This is a genomic window from Marinobacter sp. ATCH36 (genome assembly GCF_023555055.1).
Classification (GTDB): Bacteria; Pseudomonadota; Gammaproteobacteria; order Pseudomonadales; family Oleiphilaceae; genus Marinobacter.
Map to the genome: position 1 here is coordinate 46886 of NZ_JAMJPL010000009.1, position 18234 is coordinate 65119.

Annotated in this window: 12 protein-coding genes; 4 read left to right on the forward strand and 8 right to left on the reverse strand. The window is 57.0% G+C overall.

What is annotated here, in order from left to right:
* Positions 1–56 precede the first annotated feature (56 nt).
* Positions 57–1865 (forward strand): cyclic-di-GMP receptor FimW-related protein, encoded by a 1809-nt coding sequence (locus M8010_RS19170; protein ID WP_250094307.1) that lies wholly within the window; start codon positions 57–59, stop codon positions 1863–1865.
* Positions 1866–2016: 151 nt separating this feature from the next.
* Positions 2017–4104 carry an EAL domain-containing response regulator gene (locus M8010_RS19175; RefSeq protein WP_250094308.1) on the forward strand — a complete coding sequence of 696 codons (2088 nt, stop codon included), beginning with the start codon at positions 2017–2019 and terminating at the stop codon, positions 4102–4104.
* Positions 4105–4150: 46 nt separating this feature from the next.
* Here the strand turns inward: M8010_RS19175 and serB are convergent, their stop codons facing one another.
* The gene (gene serB, locus M8010_RS19180) at positions 4151–5371 is read right to left on the reverse strand and encodes a phosphoserine phosphatase SerB (RefSeq protein WP_250094309.1); all 1221 of its coding nucleotides are present in this window, start codon (positions 5369–5371) and stop codon (positions 4151–4153) included.
* Positions 5364–7688 carry a DNA topoisomerase IV subunit A gene (gene parC / locus M8010_RS19185; protein ID WP_250094310.1) on the reverse strand — a complete coding sequence of 775 codons (2325 nt, stop codon included), beginning with the start codon at positions 7686–7688 and terminating at the stop codon, positions 5364–5366. The genes serB and parC overlap by 8 nt, the downstream gene beginning before the upstream one ends.
* 195 nt (positions 7689–7883) lie before the next feature.
* Between parC and M8010_RS19190 the strand changes: the two genes are divergently transcribed.
* Positions 7884–8120, forward strand: coding sequence for a hypothetical protein (locus M8010_RS19190; RefSeq protein WP_250094311.1), 237 nt, complete (start codon positions 7884–7886; stop codon positions 8118–8120).
* 53 nt (positions 8121–8173) lie between these two features.
* On the opposite strand, the gene M8010_RS19195 is transcribed toward M8010_RS19190, so the two are convergent.
* On the reverse strand, positions 8174–8755 hold the full coding sequence (locus tag M8010_RS19195; RefSeq protein WP_250094312.1) for a YceI family protein: 582 nt from the start codon (positions 8753–8755) through the stop codon (positions 8174–8176).
* Positions 8756–8809: 54 nt separating this feature from the next.
* Complete coding sequence (locus M8010_RS19200; protein ID WP_250094313.1) at positions 8810–9370, reverse strand: cytochrome b; 561 nt, start codon at positions 9368–9370, stop codon at positions 8810–8812.
* Positions 9371–9938: 568 nt separating this feature from the next.
* Between M8010_RS19200 and M8010_RS19205 the strand changes: the two genes are divergently transcribed.
* A complete protein-coding gene (locus M8010_RS19205; protein ID WP_250094314.1) occupies positions 9939–11234 on the forward strand; it encodes an EAL domain-containing protein in 1296 nt (431 codons plus the stop codon).
* Here M8010_RS19205 and M8010_RS19210 read toward each other — a convergent pair.
* The 4 genes from M8010_RS19210 to M8010_RS19225 form a co-directional block, all read right to left on the reverse strand.
* Positions 11221–12996, reverse strand: coding sequence for an SLC13 family permease (locus M8010_RS19210; protein WP_250094315.1), 1776 nt, complete (start codon positions 12994–12996; stop codon positions 11221–11223). The two genes, M8010_RS19205 and M8010_RS19210, sit on opposite strands and share 14 nt — an antisense overlap.
* 99 nt (positions 12997–13095) lie before the next feature.
* Complete coding sequence (gene parE, locus M8010_RS19215) at positions 13096–14991, reverse strand: DNA topoisomerase IV subunit B (protein WP_250094316.1); 1896 nt, start codon at positions 14989–14991, stop codon at positions 13096–13098.
* A 114-nt stretch (positions 14992–15105) separates the two neighbouring features.
* Positions 15106–15597, reverse strand: a complete 492-nt coding sequence (locus tag M8010_RS19220; protein ID WP_250094317.1) for a protease complex subunit PrcB family protein — start codon at positions 15595–15597, stop codon at positions 15106–15108.
* Positions 15594–18224 (reverse strand): S8 family peptidase, encoded by a 2631-nt coding sequence (locus M8010_RS19225; protein ID WP_250094318.1) that lies wholly within the window; start codon positions 18222–18224, stop codon positions 15594–15596. The genes M8010_RS19220 and M8010_RS19225 overlap by 4 nt, the downstream gene beginning before the upstream one ends.
* Positions 18225–18234 lie beyond the last annotated feature (10 nt).

The window sequence follows — 18234 nt, forward strand, 5'->3', positions numbered from 1 at the left end:
TTGTGTGTTTGCTACTTTAGAGTACCAATCGTGGTCCATACAATTGGCGTGATTTCATGGAAGGCATTATCCTGAAACCCGATCTCCGTGTTCCAGAACAGAAAACGGCAAGCCTCTCGTTTTGCCAGACCTCACCAAAGGCCTTCAAGGGTTGGGTTAACCAGCTACCCATGGCCAATATTGGTGAGGCCTCGCGGCAGCTCTATCATGCCATCATTGAACTGAACCACCTGTTCATTGCGCCGCAGCAGCGCCTGCAACTGCTGGAATTGATCCGCCCGAAAATACACTTTGTCTGCTCCGAACTATCCAGGCACTACCTGGGCATGGCTGTTGCGCTGCCCGAAAAACAGCGCAAGATCGCAAACCTGTCCCAGGCGCTCCAGCTCCACGCGGCCAGCGGCTATAAACTCTGTGTTCTCGAGTTCCTCGATAATGGCGGGTTGGACAAGAACCGCAAAGCGGTGGCCACGGCTGTTCACCGGGCCATCTCCGAGCTTGCAGCCACTATCGTGCGGTCTCACCAACTCTACTGCCCCAGCCCGGCACAGAGCTGGCTGGAATGCCATCGCCTGTTCAGGTTTGCCCATCGCAACAAGCTCAATGGGTTATCTGTTGATGATGAAACCCTGAACCACCGTCGCACCAGCACGGTGGAGGACAGCTACAAGCGCATTCTGTTACTTGGCTGCGCTCGCCCCAACCAGTTGCGGCAGGCGGAACTGTCACAGGTTTACGAACTGTTTGAGAGCTGGACGCATCTTGTGTCCTGTGGCCCCGACACGGACAACGACAGTCTGTTTGTGGTGAATATGGAGCGGGACACCGCACCCGTATACCGCAGCCTGCTGGAGCAGAAGCCCGCTAACGACAGTTACAACTTCGATACCCGTGAACTGTCAGAACAGATTATCGAGTCACTGCATACCCGCCATCATCGGAATGACAACAGCGCCAGCAATCTGGAGCTTCCACCCCGGGTCAGCGACACCCTGCTGACTCACCTCAGCCAGGCGCTGGGAATCCTTGCAAAGCGCAATTTTAACCGCATCGCCAGCCAGGGAACGCTCGAAATCTGCGTCGGGCTGACAGCCACCCACTTTTACGTTGCGGGCGCCAAGACATTCAACGAGTTTGTCAGTGGCAATGACGACCACCACCATGACCAGGAAAATCAGTTCATGAGGTCATCACGTCGCAGGGAAGATGCCTGGGCTGGTGCTCACGATGCGGGCATCGGCGATGACCCCATGCAGTCAGCGGACACACCCATCAACTTCCGTAACAGCATTGGCGCTACCCCCGATAGCGAAAAAGACCGCAGGCGTCCTCAGTCTCATCACGCCCTGCTTATCAACACAAGCCCGGGCGGATACTGTGTCGCCTGGGAAACCAATGTTCCTGCCTCGCTTCAGGCAGGCGAAGTACTCGGCGTTCGTGAGCAGTCCAACCACCCCTGGAGCATTGCCGTGGTGCGCTGGATACGCCAGATTCGCAATCAGGGCACCCAGGTTGGTATAGAGTTGCTGGCCCCAAGCGCGGCACCTTGCGGTGTGCGACTGATCCAGAAAGTTGGCAACAACAGCGAATACCTTAGGGGCCTGTTATTGCCGGAAATCAGCGTAGTCAACCAGGCAGCAACCCTTATCACACCCCGGCTTCCGTTTCAGTCCGGGAGCCGGATATCACTGCTACATGATGGCCGAGAGGATCAGGGCGCACTCTCCCGCAAGATCTCGGCCACTGGCAGTATCAGCCAGTTTGAACTCAAGCTTCAGAATGCCGGGGCTGCAACCACGAGCAAGGCATCATCCGCGGCAGTCACCAGCGAGGATGAATTTGATTCGCTGTGGCCATCACTTTAGGGCTCTGAGCCAGACGACCATAAGCGCCCGGGCGGTCGCCAAGGGTTGTTATTAACCCTTATCCCCTGCATCATTCAGCGTTATTGGAAGGCCGGCTCTTGGCTATCGATAGATCTGGCACAGTCAACGCGTATCATGAGACATCTGACGAATGCAGAAAAAGAACGCAACCGTACACCTGCTGATCCTTGATCCTTCACAAAACGATGCTGAGACTCTTGTGAGCTTGCTTCGTAACTCTGGCAAAGCCACACGCGCCCATCGCATCACGTCAGAAGAAGACCTTGAGGAAACCCTGAAGGCAGGCAACTGGGACTTGTTACTGGCGCGCGACGACGTAGATCAGGAATTCGGGCCTGACGGTGCCCTGGCCATGATTCGTCGCATGGACAAGGATATTCCCTCCATACTGCTGACCAGTGAGTTCAGCCGTGAACGCTCGGTTTCGGTGATGAAGGCCGGCGCCCACGATGCAGTGCCTTTTGAGAATACTGATCAACTGGTACTGGTGGTTAACCGGGAACTGAGTGCCCTGGAGGATCGTCGACGGCGCAGAACTCTGGAGTCCCACCTGCGGGAGGCCGAGCAGCGCTGCCAGTTATTGCTGGAGAGCTCCAAGGACGCCATTGCCTACATCAACGATGGCATGCACATCTATGCCAACCAGTCCTACATGGAATTCCTGGGCTACGACGATATCGATGATCTGATCTGCATACCGGTGCTGGATACCCTGACCCCGGAAAGTCAGGAAAAGTACAAGGAATTCATGAAGTCCTTTGCCGAAAATGGCGAAGACGGCATGACCATGAACTGCGTCGCCCGCCGCAGCGACGACCAGGAACTCAACGTCACCATGTCCGTGTCGGCGGCCACCTATGACGGCGAAACCTGCACCCAGATCGTTATCCAGCCCGAGCACAGCGATGCCGAGCTGGAAGAAAAAATCCGCCAGATCAGCAGCCAGGATCTGCTGACCGGCCTGTTCAACCGGCAATACCTGATGGATGCCCTTGGCCAGGCCGTTGCAACAGCCGGCAAGGACAATCAGACCGGCACCCTGGCCTACATCGCGCTTGATAATTTCACGAGCCTGAAGGGGCAGGTAGGCATAGCTGGCGCCGATCTCATGCTGGGGGACCTGGCCAATCTGCTCAAGGAACAGACACCCGAGAACATGGTTCTCGCACGCCTGAGCGATGATGCGTTCTGCCTGCTCTGTCAGCCCTGTGAAGAGAAAACCATGGCTGAACTGTGCGAGACCATCCGCAAAAAGGTGGAAGACCACCTGTTCGACATCAACGGACGCACATTGCAGCTAACCCTGAGCATCGGTGTTGCAGCCATTACAGAGAATGCCCCCAAGGCGCCGGACCTGATGAGCCGGGCCCACACAGCCTCCTCGGAACTGAAGAAAAAAGAAGGCCACGAGCAAGGCAACGGGGTTCTGGTATACAACCCGGCGAATTACGAAGCCACGGATGAAAGCAGCTCGGTCGACGCCATCCAGAAGGCTCTGGATGACAACCGCTTCCGGCTTCTGTTCCAGCCCATCATTAACCTCAGGGGCGAAGGCGAAGAACACTACGAAGCCTTTGTGAGGATGCTGGACAAGGACGAAGAGGAAGTGTCTCCCTACGACTTCCTGCCGCCGATCGGGCCCTCGGAAATGGCTATCAAAATTGACCGCTGGGTAATCCTGCAAACCATCAAACAGCTGTCCGGCCACCGATCAAGGGGCCATGACACACGTTTGTTCCTGAATGTGACTGCGGAAACCCTGGAAGACAAGACCTTCACCCCCTGGCTGAGCGTGGCGCTGAAGGCGGCTCGCCTGCCAGGCGATGCACTGATCTTCCAGATTCGCGAGGGCGACGCCAACAACTACATGAAACAGGCCAAGGACTTCGCCAAAGCTGTACATGAATTGCACGCCAAAGTTTCCATCTGTCAGTTCGGGTGCGCATTGAATCCGTTCAACACCCTGAAGCATATTGACGTGGATTATGTGAAGATTGACGGTTCCTTTACTGAAGAAATACAAAAAAAGGACGAAGCCAAGGAAGAGGTCAAGGAAATGGTCAAGAGCCTGCAAAGCGCCGGCAAGCTGACCATCGTGCCACTTGTGGAAAACGCTGGCGTGCTGGCAACCCTGTGGCAGGCCGGTGTGAATTATATTCAGGGCTACTACCTGCAAGCACCGGTTCCGGAAATGAACTACGACTTCGGCGACCACTAATCTTCAGCACTGCACGGGCCGACCCCTGGCCAGCCCGTGCAGGTGATTACTCACCTACCTGAAGACTGTCACTCTCCCTGAACCCGATCAGATACAGAATGGCATCCAATCCCAGGGTTGAGATGGAATGCCGGGCGGACTCCTTTACCAACGGCTTTGCCCGAAACGCGACACCCATGCCAGCCTGGCTGAGCATTGGAAGATCGTTGGCACCGTCACCCACAGCTATTACCTGCTCCCGCGAAATGTGCTCGCGCTCGGCAATTTCCTGCAGCAATTCAGCTTTGCGCTTGCCATCGACAATCTGGCCAGCCACGCGGCCGGTGACTTTGCCATTCTCGATTTCCAGTTCATTGGCATAGACATAATCAATCCCCAGCTTTTGCTGAAGATGACGGGCAAAGTAGGTAAAGCCTCCGGAAAGGATTGCTGTGCGGTAACCCAGCGACTTCAGGCTGAGGATCAGGTGCTCAGCGCCCTCGGTCAGCCGTAGCCGGGCGGCAATCCGTTCCAGCACCGACTCGTCCAGGCCTTTAAGCAGTGCCAGGCGCTCCGCAAAGCTCTGACTGAAATCCAGCTCGCCCTGCATGGCGCGCTCGGTAATCTCCGCCACCTGCTCGCCCACACCAGCTTCCAGCGCCAGCTCATCGATCACCTCGGCATCGATCAGCGTGGAATCCATATCGAACACCACCAGCCGTCGGTTGCGGCGGAAAATCGAATCCTCCTGGAACGCAATGTCCACGTTCATTTCACCGGCAATGTGCAGGAAATCCGAGCGCAGTTGCTCCAGGTCAGACGGCGTCCCCCTGACAGAAAATTCCACACAGGCAATTCGGTTTTCTGACGGGTTCAGTGAGGGTCGGGCCGAAAGCCGGCTGATGTTGTCGATATTCAGCCCATGGCGGGCCGTTATCGCTGACACCCGCGCAATCTGCTCGGCCTTGATATCCCGCGACAGCAGCGTGACGATGTAACAGGCACGATTACGACCCTCCGCCCATCGCTGGTAATCCTCAATAGTGATGGGCGCAAAGCGCACCTGCAGGTCCAGTGCATGCAACCGGAACAGCAGGTCACGGATAACCGGCGACGATTTGGATTCGTCGGGAATCTCGATCAGGATTCCCCAGGTCAGGTGGTCGTGAATCACCGCCTGGCCGATGTCCAGAATACGCACATCGTACTGCCCCATGATGCCGGTAATCTCAGACGTCAGACCGGGCTTGTCGCGGCCCGACACATTAATCAGAACCAGCTCACTCACTGTCAGGCTGCTCCTCTGCGTTGGTACCGCCCTCTGCATTGTCGGCCTCAGCCGCATTGCTGGCCGATTGAATCACATCAATGGCATCCACGCGCTGAAGTCCGCGAGGCAACTTATGGCCACGACGGCCACGCTCGCCCAGATAGTGCTCCAGATCACTGAACTGCAATCCCATCTTGCGCTTACCGGCGCGAATTTCCAGCTGGTCATCCTCGGCAAACACCGCAACCGCCACCACGTATTCTTCCCGGTTCTGCACCCGGGCCGAGGGGATACTGATGATCTTGTTGCCCTTACCCTTCGATAGCTCCGGCAACTCACTCAGAGGAAACACCAGCATCCGCCCTTCATTGGAAATAGCGCCGAGATAAAGTGTTTTCCCGGACTCCGGCACCGCGACCGGCGGCATGATGCCCGCCCCTTTAGGCACCGACACCACCGCTTTGCCGTTACGGTTCTTGCTGATCATGTCATTAAGGGAGGTAACGAAACCGTAGCCTCCGTCTGTTACCAACAGGACCTTGCGGGCCGGGTCGCCCATAAGAAGCCCGGAAAAGGTCGCCCCCGATGGTGGATTTATGCGGCCGCTCAGCGGCTCACCCTGCCCCCTGGCGGAAGGGAATGAATGGGCAACCAGGGAGTAGGCCCGCCCGGTAGAGTCCAGAAACACTGCCTGCTGGTTATTGCGGCCCTTCGCGGCCATGGCAAACTTGTCCCCGGCCTTGTAGCTGAGCCCTTCCGGCTCGATATCGTGGCCCTTGGCAGCCCTGACCCAGCCTTTCTCGGACAGCACAACCGTCACCGGATCATTGGACACCAGTTCGGTTTCACTGAACGCTTTAGCCTCGCTGCGCTCAACGATCGGTGAACGGCGATCATCGCCATAGGTTTCCGCATCCGCCAGCAGCTCGTCCTTGATCAGCTCCCGCAAGCGGTCCTCCGACCCGAGGATAGCCTGGAGTTCGTCCCGCTCCGCAGCGAGCTCATCCTGCTCACCACGAATTTTCATTTCCTCGAGCTTGGCAAGGTGCCGCAATTTAAGTTCGAGTATGGCTTCCGCCTGCTCTTCCGACAGCTGGAAGCGGGAAATCAGTTCCGCTTTGGGTTTGTCCTCGTAGCGGATAATGGCAATCACTTCGTCGATATTCAGGTAGGCAACCAGCAGACCTTCCAGGATATGCAGGCGTGCCAGCACCTTGTCCAGCCGATGCTGAAGGCGGCGGGTAACCGTGGTGCGGCGGAAGCTGAGCCATTCGGTCAGCATCTCCCGCAAACCCTTGACGCCCGGGCGGCCATCGTTTCCGATCACGTTGATATTGACCCGGTAGGTTTTCTCCAGGTCGGTGCTGGCAAACAGGTGGGCCATCAGCCCCTCCTGATCTACCCGGTTGGAGCGGGGAACAATCACCAGACGGGTCGGGTTCTCATGATCTGATTCGTCCCGCAGATCCCCGACCATGGGCAGCTTTTTGGTCTGCATCTGCTGGGCAATCTGCTCCAGCACCCGGTTACCGGAAACCTGGTGTGGCAGGTCTGTCACCACGATTTCGCCACTCTCGTTGATCCAGCGGGCACGCATCCTCAACGAACCCTTGCCGGTTTCGTACATCTGCCGGATATCTTTGCGAGGGGTAATGATCTCCGCGTATGTCGGAAAATCCGGACCCTTGACGTGTTCGCAAAGGTCGTCAGTCGTGGCATCCGGCTGATCAAGCAAACGGACACAGGCCGCTGTGATCTCCCGTACATTGTGGGGCGGAATATCGGTTGCCATACCTACCGCAATTCCGGTGGTGCCGTTCAACAGAACGTGGGGGAGCCGTGCGGGCAACACCGAGGGTTCATCCATGGTGCCATCAAAGTTGGGCACCCAGTCCACGGTGCCCTGCCCCAGTTCACTGAGCAGGACATCCGCAAATTTGGCCAGACGAGATTCCGTGTAACGCATGGCGGCAAACGATTTGGGGTCGTCGGGGGCGCCCCAGTTACCCTGGCCGTCGACCAGCGGGTACCGGTAAGAAAACGGCTGAGCCATCAACACCATGGCTTCGTAACAGGCGCTGTCACCGTGTGGGTGAAACTTACCCAGAACATCACCTACCGTGCGGGCGGACTTCTTGTACTTCGACGTGGACTTGAGGCCGAGCTCGGACATGGCGTAAATGATCCGGCGCTGGACCGGCTTCAGGCCGTCACCTACGTTCGGTAATGCCCGGTCGAGAATGACGTACATGGAGTAATCGAGGTAGGCCTTCTCGGTGTAGTCCCTCAATGAAACCCGCTCAAAGCCTTCATCCGTGGTCTGAAACTCTGGCATGGATGCCCCTTTGGTGTAAGTTACGTGAGTTGCTAAATATGAAAGGGCACATTATATGGAGGCGGGGACGGATACACCAACACCCCGTCGGATTTCCAATAGCGGAATTCCCGCATGGAGAGAGTTTAACCCTCGCCGTATGCTCGCACTTAGTCTAACGAAGACCCGTTTCACGACATCCGCGAGTGGAGAACTATGAGACCCAACCTGAAAGCCTGCGGGCAGGCCATGATGACGGCCTTGGTGAATGCTGTTCTTGCTCTGACCCTGATGCTGTTGGTGGAGTTCGCCATAAGTGGCACTTTCCAGCTGGCAGGACCTTATCTATGGGCGGGAATATTGATCGGGCTGGTTATTTTTTTCGGCCAGTTCTGGCGCCAGAGGCACCTTTGTCGCAACGACAGTTCCAGCCAATCCACTGACCTGTTTTGACAGGCTGAATGACCTGCATTCGGGCATTCAGCCTGGGGCCTTGAACTGCCGAGTTACTGACGAATCCCTTCCACGGAGATAATCATCTCTACAGTTTCAGACGCTTTGCCCAAGTCCATGGGAATGCCGAAGTCGGTGAGTTTGAACTCTGTTTCCGCCTCAAAACCCATGCGATAGCCTCCCCACGGATCTTCACCATGGCCCAGCATTTCCACATCGAGGGTGATCTCTTTTGTCACGCCGCGCAGGGTCAGATCACCAATGATGTCGGCCTCACCCTCCTCGTCTACTTCTACCCTTTTGCTTTTAAACGTTGCTTCCGGGTATTCGCTGACATGCAGAAAGTCATCCGAACGCAGGTGCTTGTCCCGCTCACCGTGGTTGGAATCAACGCTGGACGTATCCACCGTGACTTCCACGGAGCTGTTTTCCGGGTTTTCGGCGTCATAGACAAACTGGCCATCGAAGTCATTGAAGCGACCGTACAGCCAGCTGTATCCCAGGTGCGATATTTTGAACGTTATGAACTGGTGAGCGCCCTCGGTATCGAAGGCATAGGTTCCACTATGCTCCGAAGCCTGGACTCCGGCAGTCATCGTGAGTGAGACCGCGGATGCAAGCAGCAGTTTTTTCATGTTCATCTCCTTGTTGAAACAGCCCGAAGGCGTCTTTAAAAAACCGTATTCAGATCAGCTTTGGCGTCGGTCCGTACCCAACATACGACGTAGGGTGTCGTCCCGGTCAATCAAGTGATGCTTGATGGCAGCGAGACCATGCACGGCGGCAAGTGCGACCAGCGCCCAGGTAGACCAGTAATGAACCAGCCCTGCCGTATCCTCCATTCCCTTGATGCGACCGGTCACCGAAGGGACGTCGAACCAGTCAAAAACACTGATAGACGACCCGTCCGCCGTCGAAATCAGGTAACCACTGATCATCGCAACGAAAATCAGGACATACAACAGAGCATGAGCCCCGTGCGCCGCCAATACCTCGAAACGGCTATGATTGGGCAGCGGCCTCGGTACCGGGCTGATGAAACGCCAGGCCAACCGAAGCGTCATGATCATCAGTAACAGGATACCGGTACTCCGGTGAATGTCCGGGCCTGTTTTATACCAATCGTCGTAGTAGGACAGGTCAACCATCCAGTAACCCAGACCAAACAAACCAAATACGGTGGCGGCAACAAGCCAGTGAAAGCCGATAGTCACCACCCCGAACCTGTTGGCGGTATTGCGTACCTGCATGACTGTCTCCTTGCCTCACCTTTCGATGCCTATCCTAATCGTTAATCGCAGTGTAGGAACAGGAGCGGTTAAAACCAATCGAAATGTTTTGCATGCATAGGTCAGAAATTCTGACTGACGAATTTATCCTGTAGGCAGCACGTACTTTCCCTTATACCTTTGGTCTGATAGGGCTTTTACGGATTGTGGAAACCCATGGCCAGGCTAGACTCTGTTTATAGATTGAATGCCCGGTTCGGGTTACTCATTGAACGAGAGGAATAGACATGGAAATTGAATTTGACGAATCCGTTGCAGTCCCCAGCAACAACTGATTTCTGGCGGCCCCGGCGGGCCGTCCGCACCTCCCCCTTCAGCAAATTTCTGTGCACAGTTACCCGACGTTGCCTGTTTTAACATGAAATAGTGGCAATAATCCGCGAGTTTTGGCACTCTCCCGCATGGAATATTAATCCTGTGTATTCTGGCTGAAATTTCACCAAAATCAGCAGCGTGCGACCGGGATTGACAGATCGGAAGGCCACCAGGGCGTTTCCGATGTTTTCGTTTATCCGGAACCCGAAGGCCTATGTCGCGAACCCTCCCAGAAGCGTTGACCGCACCGGAACTGGATGTGCTGTCGCCTATGCTAACAAGGGAGGGCGAGTCATGGACGGCGGATTATCAGGGCCTGAAGCTGCGAACAGCGTTACAACCCATATTCAGCATTTCCCACAAACGCATTGTCGGCTACGAGGCACTGATCCGCGCATTTGATACCGATAATGCCGCGGTGCTTCCCCTGCACCTGTTCGAACTGCCATGTTCGGATGCCGAAAACCTCCTGCTCGACCGGCTTTGTCGCTATTTACACATTCGCAACTATTCGAATTTCCAGGACCAGCTTAATTGGTTATTCCTGAACGTTTCGCCGCGTGTGGTGTCAGCAGGCAACCGGGCTGATTCATTTTTCGGTGACTTGCTGATAAAAACCGGACTGCCACCCCACCGTATCGTGATGGAGATCGTTGAACAGCCCACCGATGATGCTGAAAGGTTGCGGGAAACCGTTGCCTACTACCAGCAACTGGGCTGCCTGACCGCCATTGATGATTTTGGCGCTGGCCATTCCAATTTCGAGCGCATCTGGAACCTGTCACCGGATATCGTAAAGCTCGACCGGAAATTGCTGACCCGAGCCACCGATGACCGCAAGGCCAGGCAGATACTCAACGGTATTGTCTCGCTACTTCACCAGTCCGGGTGCCTGGTCCTGCTTGAGGGGGTGGAAACCCACGACCAGGCCATGATCGCCATTGATGCCGGCGTGGATTTCGTACAGGGATTCTATTTCCGCAAGCCTTCCACCTCATTGGCAGACATACCCGGCGAAATGACCGATCTGGACGGGTTGCTGAAGGACTACAAGAGCAAGAACCGTGTGACACAGGATCCCGCCCAGCAGCTGATTTCCTTTTTCGAGGGCGTTTTCCGAAATGCCGTAGACAGGCTCAGCCAGGGCATGATGATGAGGGAGGCTTGCAACACCCTGCTGAATCATCCGGCAGTCTCACGGTGTTACCTGGTGGATGAAAGTGGTGTTCAGATCGACGACACTCTGGTGTCTGATGCCATGGCCAGCAGTCTTGACCCTCGCTTCCGCCCCCTGGAAAGCACCACCAGTGCTGACTGGTACCGACAGCAGTACCTGCGCCAGGCCATAGCCCAGCCGGGTTATCTGCAGGTGACGGCACCCTACCTCTGCATTACCGGTGCCTACATGTGTGTCACCCTGTCCCTGGGCTATTATCACAATGGGCAACTGAGAGTTCTGTGCTGCGATATTCTGGCCAATCCGACAGAGACCGCAGTCAGGAAAGGTTGATCCCGTAGACCTGGGAAATCACTCCTACCGTCACCAGTCCGACAAAGAGGTTCATCGGCAGACCTACCTTCACAAAATCCATGAACCGATAGCCGCCCGGGCCAAACACCATCATATTGGTCTGGTAGCCCAGCGGTGTCGCAAAACTCGCGGATGCAGCCATCATCACGGCGATCACATAAGGCTCCGAGGCAATCCCCAGAGACGCTGTCATTGACAGCACTATGGGCAATACCAGTACTGCGGCGGCATTGTTGGTGATGACTTCCGTGAGCACGGAAACCGCGAAATACACCAGCAGAACGGTCAGCAACGGATGGCCACTACTGACATCCAGTATCCCCTCCGCGACAAAAGCCGCGGCACCGGTTTCCTGCAGAGCCGCCCCCAGCGCAAACGACGCCGCGATGGTAAGCATGACAGGAACATCCACCGCCTTCTGAGCCTGGCCCACGGAGCAGCAACCACTGAGAACCATCATTGCAGCCCCCATCAGCGCGGCGTTGAGCATGCTCAGTACACCGAAGGCTGCAGCCGCTACCAACACCAGCAGAATCCCCCAGGACAGGTACGCGCGGTCATGGCGGGGTGTTTCGGTTTCCAGGTCATTGATCAACAGAAAGTCTTTGGCGTATCGCTGACGGCTGACAAACGCCGGACGGGCTTCCAGCAGCAAGACATCGCCAGTTTTCAGACGAATATTGCCCAGATTGCCCGATACCCGCTCACCACCCCGGGCAACGGCCAGCACCACCGCCCCGTAACGATCACGGAACCGGGCATCACGGATGGTCAAACCAAGCACTTCGGACTGTGGCGACAGGGCAGCCTCCACCAGCCGGCGTTCCGCCCTGTCTTTACTCAGGCTGGGCTCATCATCGTGAACCGAAGGAACAATGCCATTGATCCGCAACAAATCAGAGATGGCCTGGGTATCACCCGCAAACACCAGCCGGTCGCCGCCTCGCAGGCGCTCTTCCGAGGGCACCGCGGTTACCACACTGCCATCCCGTTCGATCTCGACCAGGTAAAGCCGTTCCAGCTCGCGCAGGCCAGCCTCGCCAACACTCTTGCCGACTAACGGCCCGTCAAAGGCAACCGCAACCTCCAGGGTAAATTCGCGCATGGAACCGAATTTTTGCTGATCCTTGCGGTCCGGAAGGGCCCTGGGCAGAACCAGGAGCATCACAGCTACGCCAATCACCGCAACCGGCAAACCAACGGCGGTAATGGAGAATATCGAGAAGCCCTCTTCTCCGGTCAATTGCTGGTACTGCCCATTCACCACCAGGTTGGTACTGGTACCGATCAGTGTCAGCGTACCGCCAAGAATCGCCGAGTAGCTCAGGGGGATCATCAGCTTGGACGGTGATATACCGATCTTGCGGGACCAGGCGTGAACCGCCGGAATCATGGTGGCAACCACCGGGGTGTTGTTCAGGAAGCCACTGAGCAGCGCAACCGGAAAGGCAATGCGGGCCTGGGCGGAACGCACAGTGCGGGGGGACCGCAGCAGATGATGGACCACCAGGTCCACACCACCGGAATGGTGAATGCCCGCAGCCACCACAAACATGGCGACAACCGTAATCAGGCCACTGTTACTGAAACCGGCGAGAGCCTGATCGGCAGTGACAATGCCACTGGCACTCAACACGATGAGCACGCCAAGCATGACGAGGTGCGGGCCAAAGCGGCCGACACTCATCAACAGCAACGCCACCCCCGCGAGGCTTAAAGCAAACCAGCCCTGCCAGTCCATTTGGTGTCCCTTGGATAAAAGGGGCAGGATAACCAGTTTGCCGCAGACTTAGAAAGAATAAAGGATACTGTTTAAAGCACTAATAAATATATAGAGTCGTCAGACCTCGATGTCTGCCATATTGCCGTAGGTCTCCAGCCACACCCGGCGATCAGAGGCCCGCTTCTTGCCCAGCAGCATGTCCATGCGGCTGTCGGTATCGTCACCGTCAGCGATGGTGAGCATGACCAGCCTGCGGGTATCCGGGGCCATAGTGGTTTCGCGCAACTGGAGGGGATTCATCTCTCCCAGACCCTTGAAGCGGGTGACGGAAATTTTGCCACGGCGGTTTTCGGCGGCCAGGCGGTCGAGGATGCCCTGTTTTTCGTGTTCGTCCAGGGCATAGAAGGTTTCCTTGCCCAGATCCACCCGGTACAGCGGCGGCATGGCAACAAAAACGTGGCCAGCGGCAACTACGGGCCGGAAATGTTTAACAAACAGCGCACATAGCAGGGTTGCAATGTGAAGACCATCGGAGTCGGCGTCGGCGAGGATGCAGATCTTGTTGTAGCGCAAGCCCTCCAGCTTGTCGGAGCCCGGGTCCACACCGATGGCAACAGCAATGTCATGGACTTCCTGGGAGGCGAGTATTTCGCTGGAATCCACTTCCCAGGTATTGAGAATCTTGCCCCGCAACGGCATCACGGCCTGAAAGTCGCGGTCACGGGCCTGTTTGGCGGAACCGCCGGCAGAATCACCTTCCACCAGGAAGAGTTCTGAACGGTTGTTGTCACTGCCGGAGCAGTCCGCCAGCTTGCCAGGCAATGCCGGGCCCGAGGTGACTCGCTTGCGGGCCACTTTTTTGCTGGCCTTTAATCGGCGCTGGGCGTTGCTGATAAACAGCTCAGCCAGCGCTTCGGCAACGTCAGTATGCTGGTTCAGCCACAGACTGAAGGCATCCTTGACCACACCGGAAATAAAGGCAGCCGCTTCGCGGGAGGACAGACGTTCCTTGGTCTGCCCGGAGAACTGGGGCTCCTGCATTTTGAAGGACAACACATAGGCACAGCGTTCCCAGATGTCTTCCGGAGACAACTTGACCCCACGTGGCAGCAGGCTACGAAACTCGCAGAACTCCCGCATGGCTTCCAGCAGACCGGTGCGCAGGCCATTAACGTGAGTACCACCCTGGGCAGTGGGGATCAGGTTGACGTAGCTTTCCATCACCGCTTCGCCACCTTCCGGCAGCCACTGGATAGCCCAGTCCACCGCCTCCTTGTTACCTGAGAAGCTACCGGTGAAAGGCTCCAGAGGTACGGCTTCAATGTCGGCCAGCTCGGTACGCAGGTAATCGCGCAGCCCGCCCTCGTAGCACCATTCGTCCTTGTCACCCGTCTGTTCCTGCAGGAAGGTGATGTTCAGGCCGGGGCAGAGCACAGCCTTGGCGCGGAGGTTATGGCGTAACCGGCTGACAGAAAATTTCGGGCTGTCGAAATAGCTGGGGTCCGGCGTGAACTTCAGTCGGGTGCCGGTGTTGCGCTTACCCACAGTGTCCACAACCTCGAGATCGGTTTGCTTGTGGCCGTTGGCAAACGTCATCCGGTGTAACTGTCCATCGCGCTTGATCAGTACTTCAAGGTCTGTCGACAGGGCGTTGACCACCGAGACCCCTACCCCGTGCAGACCACCGGAGAAGTTGTAGTTAGCCTGGGAGAACTTGCCGCCGGCATGAAGGCGGGTCAGGATCAGCTCCACTCCCGGCACGCCATGCTCCTTGTGCATATCCACCGGCATACCGCGGCCGTCGTCTTCGACGCTGAGCGAACCGTCGTTATGCAGAATTACGTCGATGCGGCGGGCATGGCCTGCCAGCGCTTCGTCGACGCTGTTATCGATGACTTCCTGGGCCAGATGGTTGGGCCGACTGGTGTCGGTGTACATGCCCGGACGTTTGCGAACCGGGTCCAGACCACTAAGAACTTCAATGGCATCGGCGTTGTACTGTTTCTGGCTCATGGGAAGAAAGCGACTCCACGGGTTTGTTATTAAACTGGCCCATAGCTTAGGGATTCGCGGGCAAAGATCAACGGTTGATTTGTGCTGGTGAGGAGCAGATCAGCTGCAACACTGCTATCGCGGGCGTGTGATGGTTTCGAAGCCCTCACCGGACACCCTGAGACGTTCCCAGTGTTCGGGCGTGATGGCTATGATGGCACAGGGCGTGGTCAACGCCTGAGTAACCATGGCATCGGATGGCGGCTGTCGGGCATTCAGCGTCAGTTCCAGCACATCATCGACGATATCGGCGGACTCCAGTGTCAAACCATAGCCCCCGGTGGACTTTTGCCCAAGCCCCACAAGCACCAGGTGCTCCTGTTCCAGATCAATAGCCCTGAGCTTTTTCATCGCAAGGTTGGCCGATGGCAGGCGCCCGAGCTTATCCAGATCGCTGGCATTGCTTATGTAGACCAGCCCCGGTGCGGTCAGGCCACAATGGTCGGATTCCGTCACTTGTCTTGCCAGCGGCCCGCCACTGGCAGTTGCCGAGCGATTAACAGCACATCCTGATACCACCGTAATGGCCAGAGCCAGGGCTGTCATCGTTACGAATCGGATTATCAACGCTCATCCTCCAGGCTGCGAATTGGCGCATCGCGCGGCTCCTGTTCATCACCGGACTTGAGGCGGTAACCTTCGAATCCGACCCGGGGCAGGTCAAGAGCAGAAATGGTGGGCCGGCGGAAACTGGTGCTCAACCTTACCCCGCCAAGTGGTTCGTCGCCAATCACGATTTTTTCCGGTAAGCCGTTGACCGGGTACTCGGCACAGGCTTCACCGTTCTCGCAGATCAGGCCGTTGTTGTCGATGTCCGTACCTGCGACCAGGAAATATTCTCCCGGCTCCACCTGATCAAAAGCAAAACGGTAATGACCAGCGCTTGCAGAGACGACCACTTGCTCGATGGTATCGCGGTCGTTATCGGCGCTGACCAGAAGGACGTAATGCCTGCCTGCGTCGCGGTCGTCCGCTGAGGTGCCCAGACTCAGTGAAGCAGGGATGGTCAACGTGCCAGGGTCGCCATTGTCCGGGTCATACTCAATGACCAGTTCCGTGGTGTAGCGTTCGTTGTCTTCGAGCCCGGAGGTATCCACCGATACAACGAGCGGCTGTGATGGGTCAGACGGGACTTCTCCAACATTCAGCCAGCCCGCGCCAGCACTTACGCCGGTGATACTGATTGCCTCCCCTTCCGGATAAGCTGCGAAGTCAAGTTCCGCTCGTAGTACGGCCGAATTGAACTGAAGCGCCGACGGAGACGCCCCGAGAGTAATCGGGAAATTACCGTCCAGGGCGGCGTCCATGGCGGCCAGGGCATTTATCAGGCCAGCGCCGAATTCGAAAGCGGGGCCAACCTCTTCGGTCAGGTCACTATTTCTTAACAGGGCGCGGAACTCCCCTGGTGTCAGGTTACCAATCTGTCCCTTCATCAGAGCATAGACGCCTGCCACATGGGGCGCCGCCATGGACGTCCCCTGTAAACCGGCATAGCCAGCTTCGAAATCAACGCTGTCATCCCTGCCCCAGGTGCTGATAATCACATCGGCTGTACCATCCTGGTTGGCATCGCGACTGGCGTCGCCCCCTGGCGCCACTACATCCACGGACGCGCCCACATTGGAGTAGGAGGCACGTTTACCGCCCCCGTCCACGGCGCCGACGCCGATCACGTTGGGGTAAGCCGCCGGATAGGTCGGCTCGTCCGTGCCCTGGTTGCCAGCGGCAGCCACAATGAGCTTTCCATTACCGCTGTCCCACGCCGCATCGATGGCACGCTTAAGGGAATCGCTGGGCCCCAGGCCGCCAAGGCTGAGGTTGATAACATCGATCTCATCCCGGCCTGCCGCCCAGTTCAGTGCTGCGATCAAATCGGCGGAAGAGCCAACGCCATCACGACCGAGAACCCGGACGGGGTAGATACTGGCCCTCGGCGCCATGCCTACAATACCGGCCTGGTTATCCACTGCTGCGGCAATGCCGGCCACATGGGTACCGTGGAAATTGCTGCTTCGGGCTTTGCCGTCACCGGGATCGGCGGGATTAGCATCTCTTCCCGGGTCCTCATCAATATCCAGATCAGCAGACACGTAATCCATAGTCTGACCGGAAATCAGTTGGACATTGTCGTCCAGATCGGGGTGCCAGTCCCCGGCGGTCTGTGGCGTAGCGCTGAACATACCCGTATCCATCACGGCAATACCGACACCAGATCCGACGTTCGGCGCAGCTTGCCAGGCCATCGGCGCCCTGGTCAGTGGCAGGTTCCATTGACGGTCATAAAAAGTGTCATCGTCCGGCGAGACCTGTTGTGAGGTGTACAGGTAATTGGGCTCTGCCGCGACGACACCCCGCTGTTCACGAAGCTCCCGTATCCAGTCCAATGTGTCTTTGCGTGCGCTCCGTACCTGGGTGGTGGACATGGCAATAGGGTTTCGTGCCCCTTCCCTGCGTATCAGCCAGGCGCCCTGGCCCAGGTCCCGGCGTTCCGATACGGACAGGGCTGCTGCCATGGCATTACCGCCAGGGCCCGGCTCAAAACTCACGATGGCTTCGTCCATCATGAAAGCCGGTTCGGTATAGCGGGTGTTCATGACGCTGGGGGAGGCCTGGTCCGCAAGCGTGAGAACGTAACGGAATGGAATACCGTCGGTGGTGCTGACTTCGATAAGATAGGAGCCAGGCTCGACGTCATCCCCGACAGTGATTATCAATGGCTGCGGACTGCCGGATGTGACTGGATCGACTACCTCGACCAGTTCGTCCCCCTGCGGCTCAAGGATACGAAGAGTTCGAGCCGGCAGTTTTTCACTCTGATCTGGCGACAGAAAAACCTGCAACGCTATCCGGTCACCAGGCGACAATTCCGTCGCGTAAAAATCCTCGGTATCGACAGCAAAATCGAATCGGTCCAGAGTCCCGGTGTCGTATGTTCCGCTTTCAAAACTGAGATAACCACCCACGATAGCCCCTGCAGGCAGAGCCTGGGCCGATCCGGGTGAGCCATTATCCACCGACTGGTCAAGGCGAATGTCATCAGCGGTGTCGGAATCCACCCGCGTTCCGCTTTCTATATCGATAATTCCGGACAGATCAGGTGCATCTCCGTCGCTACCTCCGGAGCCCCCACCGCAGCCCGACAACAGCAGCACAAAAGAAATCAAACCAGCGGTGACAGAAACAGTCCGGATCATAGAAGGCTCA